Here is a 14,541-nt window from a genome sequence, read left to right on the forward strand (position 1 = left end):
GTGCTTTGAGCCCCGAGAGAACACATGGACGTTCGCCTTTTCACCTTCCTGGTTCGCCAGCCTTCGGCGCGCCTGCAACCCCGCCTGCAATTCTGCGGTGTGTCCAAGCGCGCGCTGGCCTTCCTGTTGGCCAACGTCATGTTCTGGCAGCCACTGTGGGCGCAGGCTGCCGAAGGGGTGATGGTCAGCGGCGGCAATACCAGTGTCGGTCAGGCGGGCAACGGCGTGCCGATCGTCAATATTGCCGCGCCCAACGGCAGTGGCCTCTCGCATAACCAGTTCAGCGATTACAACGTTGGCGAGCGGGGGCTGATCCTCAACAACGCCACCAGCCGCACGCAGCAGACGCAACTGGGCGGCATCATCGTCGGCAACCCCAACCTGCAGGGCACGGCGGCGAGCATCATCCTCAACGAAGTCAACGGCGCCAACTCCAGCCAGCTACGCGGCTATACGGAGGTGGCGGGGCAGTCGGCCCATGTCATCGTCGCCAACCCGCATGGCATCACCTGTAATGGCTGCGGCTTTATCAACACGCCCCAGGTGACCTTGACTACGGGTACGCCGGTGATCGACAACGGTCAATTGACCCACTACCAGGTGGAGCAGGGCAGCGTGGCGATCGAAGGTGCCGGGCTCAATGCCAGCAACGTCGACCGCTTCGAGATCATCACCCGCAGTGCGCAGATCAATGCCGGGCTGCAGGCCAAGCGCCTGGATATCGTCGCCGGACGCAACGATGTCGATGCCCGAACGCTTGCGGCGACGGCTCGAGCCGGAGAGGGTAGCGCCAAGCCGACATTGGCCATCGACAGCTCTGCCCTGGGCGGCATGTATGCCGGGGCCATCAAGCTGGTGGGCACCGAAGCCGGTGTAGGGGTCAAGCTCGATGGCCAGATGGCCGCCAGCGGCGGCGACATCCAGCTCGATGTCAACGGGCAGCTCACCCTGAACCAGGCCAGCGCCAGCGGCGCGGTGGTGGTGCGGGCGGCAGGTGTCGATCTCCAGGGGCCGGTTCATGGCGCGTCGCGCGTCGAAGTGCTCAGCAGTACCGAAGTGGTCAATCGTCAGGCGCTGACCGCAGGCGGCAAGCTGCAGGTCCAGGCTGCCGGCACCCTGAGCAACCTGGGCGTGATCGAGAGCGGGGTCAACACCGACGGTAGCCGCAATACCCAAGGCGATATCGACCTGGCCGCTGGTGCGCTGGTCAATACCGGCAAAAGCATCGTTGCCAGCCGTGACCTGAACGCCGACATTCGTGGCTCGCTGGACAACCGCGGCGGCACGCTGAGCGCTGCCCAAGACCTGCGCAGCCACGTCGGTGTGCTGGACAACAGCGCCCAGGGCCGCGTTCTGGCAGGCCGCGACCAGACTGTGCAGGCTGCCAGCCTGATCAACGATCAGGGCGGGCAGGTCGTTGCCACGCGTGCCCAGCAGATCACCGCCACCCGGGTCAGCAACCGCGCCGGGCAGCTCGCCGCTGGCGAGCGCCAGGCCATTGCCGCGCAGCAGGTGGACAATGACAGCGGGCGTATCAGTGCCGGCCGCGAACTGGCCGTGACCGCCAGCAGCACACTGGATAACCGCGCAGGTACCCTGGCCGCCGACCGTGAGCTGCGCCTGCAGGCGGGCAGCCTCGGCAACCGTGACGGTGGACGCATCGCCAGCACCGGCCAGCTCGATGTCCAGGCCGGCAGCCTCGACCAGCGCGGCGGCGGCCAATTGCACGCCGGCCAGGCGTTGAGCCTGGACCTGCGCGGCGGGCACCTGGAGAACAGTGACGGCGGCTTGATCAGCAGCCCTGGTACGTTGCGGCTGCTGGGCCTGGGCAGCGTCGGCAACCGCGCCGGCGAGATCTCCTCGGCGCAGGGTTACCAGCTTGCCACGCGCCAGCTGGATAACCGCGGTGGCAAGGTGCTGAGCGGCGCCGACCTGCAACTGGCGATTGTCGAGCAGTTGAACAACGGCGCAGGCCTGATCGCGGCACAAGGGCTGGCGCTCAGTGCCGCCGAACTGCTCAATGGCCAGGGTACCTTGCAGGCGCGTGGCACTCTGGCTGCACAGGTCAAGGGCCGGTTCGACAACCGTGGCGGGCTGACCAGCGCGGTCCTGGCCGCCGACGTTCAGGCGCTCGCGCTGGACAACCGTGGCGCACGCATGACCAGCCAGCAGAGCCTGAGCCTGAGCAGCGCCAGCCTGGACAACAGTGAAGGCGGGCGCCTGGACGCCGATCAGGCACTCACCCTCGATCTGCTGCATGGTCATTGGAACAACGCTGGCGGGCGCCTGCACAGTGCAGGTGCGTTGGTGTTGCGCAATCTGGCGAGCGTGGACAACCGTCACGGCGAGATGCATGCCAGCAGCGGTTTCACCTTCGCCGCCGACAGCCTCGACAACCAGGATGGCAGCCTGTCGTCCAATGGTGCGCTGATCCTGCGTATCGCCGCCGTACTCGATAACAGTCGCGCCTTGATCAGCGCCGAGCAGCTGGACCTGAGCGCCGGTGACGTGCTCAACCTCGATGGCCGTGTGCAGGCCCGTCAAGGGCTCACCCTGAGCGTTCAGGGGGCGCTCGACAACCAGCGCGGCAACCTCGGCGGGCAGACCCTCGATGCCCACCTCGGCCGCCTCGACAACCGCGCCGGTCGCGTGCAGACCGATGCGGGACTGACCCTGACCAGCGCCGCTGTGCTGGACAACCGCAGTGGCGCCGTGATCGCCGGTCAGTCGGCAAAAATCGACAGCGGTGACCTCGACAACACCGGTGGGCAACTGTACGCCGCCGATCATCTGAGCTTGAATGCCGCACGCCTGGACAACGGCACCGCCGCGCGCCTGCATGCTGGTCAGAGGTTGCAGGTCAGCGCCACGCAAATGCACAACGCCGGGCAAGTGTTCAGTGGCGCCGATCTGCTGCTGAACCTGCGCGGCGGTCTGCTCGACAACCAGGGCGGCCTGATCAATGCTGGCCAGTTGCTGCTTCGACAACTGGCTCAGGTCGACAACCGCGGCGGCGAGATCTCCTCTGCGCGGGCCTTCGAACTGCTGGCTGACAACCTCGACAACCGGGGCGGCAAACTGCTCTCCGAGCAAGCACTCACCTTGCGCATCGCTCGCGCCCTGGACAACAGCGTCGGCGGGCGCCTGGCTGCACCGCTCATCGATCTGCACAGCACGGCACTGATCAACAACGCCGGAGTGCTCGCCGCCACTCAGCGCCTGGACCTGCAGGCTGAAAGCCTCGACAACCGACAGGGCGAAGTGCGTGCTGCGCACCTGAATGCGCGACTTGGCCAACTGGACAACCGCCAGGGCCTGTTGCAGGTCGAGCAGGATGCCGAGTTGCAATTGACGACGCACCTGGACAACCAGAACGGCACGTTGCAGGCCGGCGGGCCGCTGACGCTCGACGCCGGCAGCCTCGACAACAGCGCCGGGCAACTGACCAGTGATGCGGGCCTGCGCGCCCGTATCGCTGCCGGCTTGCTCAACCGTGGCGGCCTGCTCGCCGCTGGCGCTCAGTTGCAATTGAGCGCCAGCAGCCTCGACAACCAGGCCCAGGGACGATTGCTGGGCAAGGCCGGGCTGAGCCTGAGCGGCGAGTACCTGGACAACCGCGCTGGCCGTCTGCTCAGTGGCAATGCCCTGACCCTGGTGCTCGGTCAGGTGGACAACCGGGGCGGCATGGTGAGCGCCGAGGCCGGCATCGAGCTGCTTGGCCAGCGCCTGGACAACAGTGCCAGTGGCCTGTTCGAAGGCAAGGGCCCGTTGCGCCTGGAACTGGCTGAACTGAGCAACGCCCAGGCCGGTCGCGTTACCAGTGGCGCGACCCTCAGCCTCATCGGCGTCAACCTGGATAACCGCAACGGCGGTCGTGTCACAAGTCAGGGTGCACTGCTGGCCGAACTCATCGGGCTCGACCAGCGAGGCGGCGGACAGTTGCTCAGCGACACCGCCCTGACCATCGACATGCGCGGCGCGCGGCTCGACAACCGTCAGGGCCTCATCCACACCGCCGGCCAACTGCTGTTGCGACAGCTCGGCGAGGTCGACAACCGCGCAGGCGAGATCTCCAGCGCGCGCAGTTTCGAGCTGGTCGCCCAGCGTCTGGACAACGGTGGCGGCCAACTGATCAGTGATGACGCACTGCTCATCCGTGTGGCGCAACAGTTGCGCAATACCCAGGGCCTGGTACAGGCCGACCAGCTTCAGGTGGTGGCCGGCACGCTGGATAACCAGCACGGCACTCTCGGCGCCGGGCAACGCCTGGACCTGCAGGTGGCTGCCAAGGTAGACAATCGCGGCGGCGAGCTGTCCAGCAGCGGCCAGACCCATGTTCGCGCTGCCAGCCTGGACAACCAGGACGGCGCCGTACTGGGCGACGACAGCACGACCCTGACCCTGAACGACGCACTGGACAACCGCGGCGGTACCCTGGCTGCCGGCAACGCCTTGCAGGTCGAGAGCGCGGGCCTGGACAACAGCGCCCAGGGCAGTCTGCGCGTACGCAGCACCGGCCTGTTCGACAACCAAGCTGGCGAACTGCGTGCCCGTGGCCTGATCGACCTGGCCCTGGGCCGTCTGGACAACCGTGGCGGCGTCGTCTCCGGCAAGCAACTGCTCAGCCTGCAGGCGAACAGCGTCGATAATCAGGCTGGCCTGCTGCATGCCGACAGCCTGTTGCAACTGCTGGTCGACCGCTTCGATAACCGCCAGGGGGTGACGCGCAGCAAGGACCGCCTGGATTACCAAGGTTCCGCGCTGGACAACCGCGAAGGCCTGCTCAGCGCCAGCGGGCCACTTGATCTGCGCCTGGCCCAGGTCGACAACAGCAAGGGTCGTATTGCCACTCGCGGTAATCTCGACGCCAGTGTTGCCACCTTGCAGCAGCAGGGTGGCGAGTTGATCGCCGAAGGTCGGCTCACCCTGCACGGCGATAATGCCGATAACCGAAGCGGTGGCCTGATCGCCGGCAACACGGGTCTCGACCTGCAGGTCGGTATGCTCGACAACCGTGGTGGCCAGCTCAGCAGCCTGGCGCAGGCTACTCTGGGCGGCACACAGCTGGACAACAGCGACGGTGGCAAGCTGATCGCCGGCACGCGTCTGGCCCTGACCGTCGAACGCCTGCTCAACCGCAATACGGCGCTGGTATTCGCCCAGCAGGTCGAATTGCGTGCTGCGCGGGTGGACAACCAGGGCGGCTCGATCGCTGCCGGACAGGCTCTGCACCTGGTGCTCGACAACAGCGGCGTGCCACTGACCGAAGCGCTGCTGGACAACCGCGGCGGACGCCTGGACAGCGCTGGCCGCCTGATCCTGGAAGGCGGGCAACTGCTCAACCAGGCAGGCCAGCTTTCCAGCCACGGTGAATTGTCTCTCACGGGCATCCAGGCGCTGGACAACCGCGGCGGCACCATCGAGACCGACGCGGCGCTGACACTGGCCAGCGCCAGCCTCGACAACCGTGACCACGGCCGCATCACCGCCGAGGGTGACAATCACCTGAGCAGCGGTGCTTTGAGCAACGGCCAGGGCGGTCTGATCAGCAGTGGGCAACTGCTGCAAGTGCGCGCCGGTCAGGTCGGCAACCAGGCCGGCACCTTGGCCGGACGTCAGGTCCAGGCCAGCGTCAGCGGTCTCGATCAGCACGGCGGTGAACTGTTCAGCCTCGATGGCCTGAACCTGGACCTCAACGGCGGTGTGCTGGACAACAGTGCCGGGCTTATCCGCGGCCCGGGCAGCCTGTTGCTGCACAACCTTGGTCAGGTCGACAACCGCGATGGCGAGATCTCCAGTCTGGTCGGCTTCGAGCTGGCCGCGGACGGTCTGGACAACACCGGTGGCAAGCTGCTCTCCGGCGCCAGCCTGACCTTGCGCATCGCCCGGCAAATGGACAACCTGCGCGGCCTGGTCAGTGCGCGCAGCCTGCAGTTGCAGGCTGCCGGCCTGGACAACGGCGCCGGTCTGATCAGCAGCCGCAGCGACCTCCAGGTGCAGGTCGACGGCCTGCTCGGCAACGCAGCGGGCACATTACAGGCTGACGGCAAGCTGTTACTGGTGGCCGGCAGCGTGTTCAACGGCAAAGGCCAGTTGTCTGCCAGATCGGGTCTGCAAGCGCGCCTGGGCAGCCTGGACAATCAGGCTGGCCAGATTGCCAGCGACACTACGCTGAACTTGCAGGCCGACACCCTCGATAACCGTGACAAAGGCCTGCTCGCCGCCAAGAGCCTGTTGACCGTGCACAGCGCGGCCTTCGACAACCGCGCTGGCGAAGTCTCCGGGCAGGGCGAAGTGCGCCTGAGCGGTCAGCGCTTGGATAACGGCGCTGGCTTGATCCTGGCCAAGGGCGCGCTGGTCATCGAGCAGCACACTCTGCTCAACGCCATGGGGCTGGTGTCCAGTGTGGGGCCGCTGACTCTCACCGGCACGCGCCTGGAAAACGCCGGCGGCACACTGCGCAGCGGCGCTGACCTGAGTGTCGAGCTGGACGACGGCCTGCTCAACCAGAATGGGCGTCTGGACAGCGACGGCACGCTGAGCGTCAGCGCCGCAAGCATCGACAACGATCACGGCGTGCTGTCCAGTGCCGGCGACCTGCTGTTGCGCAGCCAGGGCACGCTGGGCAACGCCGGGGGACAGATCCTGGGCGACGCGGGCCTGGAACTGAGTGCGGCGCACCTGGACAACCGCGACGCTGGTACGGTCAGCGCCAAGGGCCTGCTGAGTATCAGCGCCGCCAGCGTCGACAACCTTTCCGGCGCCCGCCTGAGCAGTGCCGATCGCCTGCGCATCGAGGCTACCCAGCTCGATAACAGTGGCGGACGCATCACCAGTCAGCAGGCCTTGCAGGCCAACCTCGGCAGCCTGCGCCAGCATGGCGGCACGCTGTATAGCGCCAGCGGCGTGGCAATCGATCTGGCCGGCGGTACCCTCGACAACCAGGCCGGGCTGATCAACACCCCAGGTCACTTGCTGCTTACGCGCCTTGGCCGGGTCGACAATCGTGGCGGTGAAATTTCCAGTGCCAACGCCTTCACCCTGGCGGCCGCCGAACTGGACAACGGCAACGGTCGCCTGCTCGGCAACCAAGGCCTGAACCTGATCGTCGCGCGCAGCCTGGCCAACCTCAAGGGCCAGATCGCTGCCGCCAGCCTCTCGGTCAGCGCCGCCAGCCTGGACAACGGCGCGGGCCTGCTGACCAGCCGCGGCGATCTGCAACTGGACGTTGCCGGTCAGTTGGCCAACCAGGGTGGCGGGCTGCTCAATGCCGGTCGCGCACTCGTGCTGAACAGCGCGAGCCTGGCCAACCAAGGCGGTCAGTTGCTTGCCAGCGAACGACTGACCCTCGTGACTGGCCAACTCGACAACGGCAACAAAGGATTGATCAACAGCCAGGCAGGTCTGGACCTGATAGCCACCGACGTCAACAACGACGGGGGCGAACTTTCCGCTGGCGCGGCGCTGCAGATCAAGGCACGCCAGTTCAGCCAGCAGGGCGGACGCCTGCTCGGCGACAGCACCTTGGCCCTGCTGCTGGGCCTGGATGGCGGCGGCCTGAACAACCGCGATGGACTGATTCGCGCCAAGGGTGCCCTGACCCTGGCCAACCTGCGCGACCTGGATAATCAGCGTGGCGAGATCGCCAGCGACCTGGGCTTCGACCTGGCAGCACGGACCCTGAACAACGACGGCGGCCGGCTGATTTCGGCCCAGCGCCTGGGTGTCGGCAGCGGCGTGTTGAGCAACCAGGGCGGCCTGGTTTCCGGCTGGCAGGGCCTGTCGGTCAGTGCCGACAGCCTGGACAACCGCAACCAGGGCACGCTCTCCAGTCGCGCCGGCGATCTGGACCTGAGCGTCACTTCCAACCTCGACAACAGCAGCGGCGGCGCCCTGGTCAGCCAGGGCGCGCTGCGCCTGAACGCGGCTGCGCTGGACAACCGTAGCGGCTACCTGGCCAGCGGCGGACTCCAGCGCCTGCACCTGCTCGGCGCCCTGGACAACCGTCAGGGCCGCATCGATGCCGGTGGCGACCTGTTCATCCAGGCCGCCAGCCTCGACAACCGCAGCGCCAACGTCATCAGCCAGGGCTTGCTCAGCCTGGACCTGGCCAGTCTGCTGAACAACGCCCAGGGCCAGTTGCTCGCGACCAGCGCCTTGCAGGTGCTGGGCAACGCGACGCTGCTCAACCAGGGTGGTCAACTGGCCAGCCAGGGCACCCTGCAGTTGGCAGGCAGCCGTCTGGACAACTCTGCCCAGGGCACCCTGGCCGCCAACGGCGCGGTAGCCGTGACGCTCGCCGACACCCTGGCAAACGACCAGGACGGCCTGATCTCCAGCCGTGACGCCAGCGTCAGCCTGCAAGCCGCCAGCCTGACCAACCAAGGCGGTGCGGTACAGGCCGGCCAGGCGCTCGATGTGCGCCTGCAGCAAGTGCTGGACAACCAGCGCGGCAAACTGATCGCCCAGCAGGGCCCGCTGGCGCTGTCGGCCAGCAGCACGGACAACCGCGGCGGTGTGCTGGCCAGCCTTCACGGGCTGCTGCAGGCGCAGGTCGCCGGCCTGTTGCGCAACGACCAAGGCGGCACGCTGCAGGCCAGCCAGCTCAACCTCGTTGCCCTCGGCGGTCTGAACAACCAGGGCGGTCGTCTGGCGGCGCAGGCAGGGCCTCTGGTTATCCGTACGCAACAGTTGGACAACCGTAATGGCGGCCTCTACGGCCAGGGCCAGGTCACCCTCGAGGCGACTGCGCTGGACAACAGCGCCGGTGGCAAGCTCGCCGGTCAAGCGCTGGACTTGATCCTTGGCGGTGCTTTGTACAACCGCGCAGGAATCATCGAAAGTGACAGCCGCCTGGGCCTGGTCGCTGCCACCCTCGACAACCAGGGCGGCCAATTGCGCAGCCTTGGCGGCGCCCAGAGCCGCCTGCAGGTTACCGGGCTGCTCGACAACCGCACTGGCGCCCTTGAAATCGGCAGCCAGGACTTCAACCTGCAGGCCGGCACCTTCCTCAACCAGCAGGGCCGCCTGCTGCACGGTGGCAGTGGCGACCTGCAGATCGGCATGGCCAACCTCAGCAATGCCGGCGGTGACATTGCCACCCTTGGCGGCCTGACCCTGGAGGCGGCCAGCTGGACCAACAGCAGTGTGCTGCAGGCCGCGCGGCTGACGCTCAACGTCGGCGAGCTGACCCAGACAGCCTCCGGGCAGTTGCTGGCGACCCAGCGGCTGTCGGGAAGTGGCGGCAATTGGCTCAACGACGGCCGGATCATCAGTGATGGCAGCCTCGACCTGCACCTTGGCGGACGCTATGCCGGCAATGGTCGCATCGCCAGCCTTGGCCAACTGGGCATCAATGCCGGGCAGCTAGAGCTTGGCGTCACCGGCAGTATCGCCGGGGGCGACAACACGCGTATCGCAGTAGCCGGTCAAGTGTCCAACCAGGGCCGCCTGACCTCGGCACGCAACTTCGAAATGCTGGCCGGGAGCATGACCAACGTCGGTACCCTGGCCGCCTCGCAGGGCTTGACGGTCGTCAGCCAGGACCTGCGCAACGTCCAGGCTGCCGATGGCAGCCGTGGTTTCATGTTCAGTGGCCAGAACATGAGGCTCCAGGTGGGCGCCTTCAGCAACGAATACGCCGATGTCTACAGCCTCGGCAATCTGCTGGTCAGCGGTGTGACGGGCGGAACGCGGGCAAACAGCGTGCTCAACAGTTCTGCCAGTATCGAAGCGGCGGGTGATATCGATCTGCAGGCCGCGAGCGTGATCAACAAGCGTGAAAAATTCCGTTCGGACACGCAGGTGACCAGCGGTTCGATCAGCATCTACTGCGTCCAGCACTGCGGTCGCCCTGGCGGCAAGTGGGTGCGCGGGCCGGCGTTCATCTCGCAGACGGTTTCCACCGTTGTGCATGAAGATTCGCCCATGGCAATGCTGATGGCTGGCCGTAACCTGACGATTGCCAGCACTGCACTGAACAACGAATTCAGCCTGATCTCCGCCGTCAACGACCTGGCCATCGACAGTGCCGATATCTCCAATGTGGCCGGCGGTTCGGCTTCGGGGACTGACCGCCATCAGATCGGCAAGGACGTGAAGATCGCCGGTCGTTACTTCTACGAAATGATCGATGCGGTGGCCGCCTACGACCAGGCCCATCCGCAATCTGGGCCGTTCGATCCGGTGGCGTTCAAGGCCTTGGTCGACAAGTTCGACCCGGGTGTGTTCATCGGGATCGATGACAAGATCAAGGTCGAGGGTGGCGCCCCCGTGGCCCCTGCGATCATCCAGGCCGGTGGCAAGGCAAGGCTGACCGCCAGCAACGACATCAGCAACATCGTGGTGCAGAACACCGCGTCATCCATCAGCCAGCGGTCTTCGGACACTACGGTCTCCGGCGGGGCCCAGCCGACCATCGTCACGATTCATCAGCAACTGCCGCCTGACCTCGCCCAGCAGCAGGTCAACCCGCTGAGCCTGCCCGGCTTCAGCCTGCCTACCGGTCAGAACGGCTTGTTCCGCCTCAGCGCCCAGGCTGCCAACCAGGCCAAGGCCAGCGCTACGTCCAGCGTCCCGACCCAGTGGCAACTGGGCAGCGCGAGCATCGACCTGCAACAGCGCCAGCAGCCCACGCCGCTGGTGCAGGGCCGCAGCGTCGACCTCGCCGAGCTGGCCGCCGTCGCTGGCAGCGACCGCGCCCTGCAGGCGCATCAGCGTCAGGCCGCTGGTCTGGACCCGGGCGCCACCGACGTGCGCGTGGCGGCCATCGATCAGGCCCAGGGGCCGGGTGCACTGCCCAGCCGCAGCGGCGAAGTGGCCGCCAGCCAAGGCACGTCGAGCCAGGTAGGAGGGGCCGCCGACGGGTTGCACTGGTCCACTGCACAGCCTGGGCCGAGCACGCCAATCACGCTTGCCCAGCCCTCCACCGAGACCATCGTTGCCCGCGACACCAGCCTCCCGGCAATGACGTCGGTGGCCGCGCCGACGCTCCAGCAGGCCCTCCCGACCGTCGCCAGCACCGTCTCCACCGCCATGACACTGCCCGCGGCGCAGAGCATCCCGCGGGTGCAGGGGGTTCCGGCCAATACTGGCACCCCGCAGCCGCACAAGTACCTGATCGAGACCAATCCGGTACTCACCGACCTCAAGCAGTTCATGAGTTCGGACTATCTGCTTGGCAACCTCGGCTACGACCCTGACCAGAGCTGGAAGCGCCTGGGCGACGGCTTCTACGAGCAGCGTCTGATCCAGCAGGCGGTGGTCGCCCGCACCGGTCAGCAATTCATCGATGGCCAGGCCGACGGCGAGGCCCTGTACCGCCACCTGATGGACAACGCTCTGACGAGCAAGAACCAGCTCGACCTCCAGGTCGGCGTCAGCCTCAGCGCCGAGCAGGTCGCCGCTCTGACCCACGACATCGTCTGGCTTGAACAGCACGAGGTGATGGGCGAGCAGGTGCTGGTGCCGGTGCTGTACCTGGCCCACGCCAACAACCGTCTGGCGCCCAACGGCGCCCTGATCGCCGGCAACGACCTGACCTTGGTCGCCGGCCAGAACCTGGACAACAGCGGCACCTTGCGGGCCAGCAACAACCTCTCCGCCAGCGCCGGCCACGACCTCGACAACAGCGGCCTGATCGAGGCCGGTAGCCGTCTGGACCTGCTGGCTGGCAACCGCATCGTCAATGGCGCCGGCGGCCTGATCAGCGGCCGCGACGTCAGCCTCACCAGCCTCAGCGGCGATGTGGTCAACGAGCGCAGCGTCAGCAGCCATGCCAGCGGTGCCGGTGCGTACAGCAAGCGTGCTGACTTCGTCGACAGTGCCGCGCGTATCGAGGCAGCCAATGACCTTTCGATTCATGCTGGTCGCGACCTGATCAACAGTGGCGGTGTATTGAGTGCTGGAGCCGACCTGGATATCCGCACCGGGCGCGATCTGCTGATCACCTCGGCGCAGCAGGTCGACAGCACGCAGATAGGCTCCAACTACCGCACGCAGACCACGCAGCAATACGGCTCGCAGGTGACCGCAGGCGGCGACCTGGCCTTGAGTGCCGGTCGCGATTTCACCGCCATCGCCAGCACCCTGGAGGCCGGGCGCAATGTTGCGGTCGATGCACTGGAGAACCTGACCCTGGCCTCGGCGGCCAACGAGTCGAACTTCTACAGCAAGACCAAGAAAGTCACCCGCCAGGAAGACCACGTCAGCCAGGTCGGTACTTCGGTCAAGGCAGGAGGTGATGTTGCGCTGACCGCTGGCCAGGACCTGGCGCTGATTTCCAGCCGCGTGAGTGCCGGGGACGAGGCGTACCTGTATGCCAGGGAGCAACTGTCGTTGCTCGCCGAGGCGGACAGCGACTACTCCCTGTACGACAAGAAGAGCAAAGGCAGCTTCGGCAGCAAGAAGACCAAGCGCGACGAAGTCACCGATGTGCGGCATGTTGGCAGCGAAGTCTCGGCGGCAGGCGCTGTCACGCTGGCGAGCGGCGGCGACCAGCGCTATCAGGCGGCGAAGCTTGATAGCGGTGAAGACCTGACCTTGGCCAGTGGTGGGGCGATCACGTTCGAGGGCGTCAAGGACCTGCATCAGGAGAGTCACGAGAAGAGCAAGTCGAACCTGGCGTGGAACAGCGCCCAAGGTAAGGGAAGTACGGATGAGACGCTGCGCCAGACCTTGATGGTAACCCAGGGGGAATTGGCGATTCGGGCCGCTGGCAAAATAAATATTGATATTAAGCAAATTGACCAAAACACCGTCAGCCAAACGATTGATGCAATGGTCCGAGCAGAACCCCAGCTGGCGTGGATCAAGCAGGCCGAGGCCAGCGGACAAGTGGATTGGCGCGTAGTAAAAGAAATTCACGACAGCTGGGATTACAAAAATTCAGGACTGGGAGCAGCGCCCGCCCTGATTATTTCGATTGTCGCGAGCGTCTACCTTGGTCCTCTTGCAGGTGCCATGGCCAGTAACTTTGCAGTAGGAACCATAAACGGTGGTGGAGACATCGGTGCTGGCCTAAAAGCGGCAACCAGCAGCAAGGCCATAAAGGGATACGCTACGCAGATGGTGACAAGCGGAATTTTGAGTGGAATAGACACAGCAGTTGCGGGGTGGAATCCCGACGGCCCGTTGGTTCTGAGTGCCAATGGCATCAATAATCCAGGGTATAGCTCTGGTATGTTGGATTGGAATTCGGTCAGCCAGAACATCCTTCGTAGCAGCACGCACGCTTTGGTCGCTGGCAGTGTGAACACAGCGATAAATGGAGGCAGCTTCAAAGATAATCTTGGGGCTGCTGCTGTGTCTGAAGGATTGGATTTGGCGGCGGCCTTCGGTAATAAACAGGTCGGTGATTTGGCTGATTATCTCAACGTCAGTCCTGGCTCTGCACAAAAAATCCTAATGCACGCAGTCTTGGGTGGTGCGCTGTCATCCGCCAAGGGAGGAGACTTCAAAACAGGGGCACTGGCAGGTGCTGCAGCGCAGGGTCTCACGGCGGCTACAAGTGCAGGTCTAGGTAAGTATCTCGATTCACGGTTTGCTACGGACGACCAGTTCAAGGTGGCGACCGCCCAGATTATTGGGGTTTTGGCAGGAGCCCTGGGTAATGGGAACCCTGAAACCGCCAGTTGGGTGGCTGGAAACGCTCAGCGCTATAATGACTTTTTACATCCCGGGGGAAGTTGGGGGGCGGAAGCTGCTAGCTTAGGAGCATATATGGCTGAGCAAGGCAAGACACCCGAGCAGATTTCTGATGCGCTCCAGTCCTTGGCTAGAAGCGATGGGTACAAAGGCCCGGGCCATGATTATGTAGCTGGTTGGGTGTATTCTCCAGCTGTGTTGGGCACGGCTTTATCGCCTCCGGCAGGACTAGCTGGCGCAGCGATGGGCGGTGTCATTGGCGGTGGTGCTAACATTAGCTATCAATTGTCTACGGATAAGCCGTTTAGTTATGTGGATGCCGCCATTGCTACCACTGTGGGTGGTGCAACTCAAGGTCGCGGGGCAGGTTTTACCCTAAGTGCAGGAGTGGTTGGAGCTTATTTGGGTAGTTTAATCAAAGGCGAGTCGCCGACATACTCTCTCCTCGGAGCGGCTTTAGGCGGTGTAGCAGGTCTAAAAACTGGTCAGACGGTAACAGGAAAGCTTAGGCCATACCTCAAGAACTCCGCAGAGGTGACTGGAAGCGCCATCGGTGCCTTCGCGTCTGAAAAAGTAAGTGGTGAGATAGGTTCGTTAGGAGATGGGAAGTGATTAAGCCTCGATCAAGGTTGCAAGCGTTCATTTTGCTATTTATATATCTAATAGGTGCGTTTTTTTTAGTTGGTGTTGCTTCAAGGTTTTTAGGTTCGTCAATTAATTACTACAATTTTGGAGTGTGGAGTTTTGGTTGGTCTGATGTTCCTGGAGAGCTTCCCGGTGCGATTGCATATGCAGTGCCGGTTGGGGTTGGAATTTGTGTTTTGTCATATATGAAGGATGGTCGTGGGCGTTGATCTTTATAATCGCTGCTCATGAATTTTCTTGACCTATATGGCT

Annotated in this window: 2 protein-coding genes; both read left to right on the plus strand. The window is 64.5% G+C overall.

The window, feature by feature from the left end:
* Positions 1-24 precede the first annotated feature (24 nt).
* On the plus strand, positions 25-14,256 hold the full coding sequence (locus ACNFHO_RS21375) for a filamentous hemagglutinin N-terminal domain-containing protein (RefSeq protein ID WP_416767279.1): 14,232 nt from the start codon (positions 25-27) through the stop codon (positions 14,254-14,256).
* The gene (locus ACNFHO_RS21380; RefSeq protein ID WP_155738197.1) at positions 14,253-14,498 is read left to right on the plus strand and encodes a hypothetical protein; all 246 of its coding nucleotides are present in this window, start codon (positions 14,253-14,255) and stop codon (positions 14,496-14,498) included. The genes ACNFHO_RS21375 and ACNFHO_RS21380 overlap by 4 nt, the downstream gene beginning before the upstream one ends.
* The last annotated feature ends 43 nt before the right edge of the window (positions 14,499-14,541 follow it).

The sequence above is a fragment of the Pseudomonas sp. NY15374 genome, assembly GCF_048068255.1.
GTDB lineage: Bacteria > Pseudomonadota > Gammaproteobacteria > Pseudomonadales > Pseudomonadaceae > Aquipseudomonas > Aquipseudomonas machongensis.

Excerpts from the sequence above, each read along its gene's own strand:
- ACNFHO_RS21375 (WP_416767279.1), top strand. The coding sequence starts at position 25 with ATGGACGTTCGCCTTTTCACCTTCCTGGTTCGCCAGCCTTCGGCGCGC.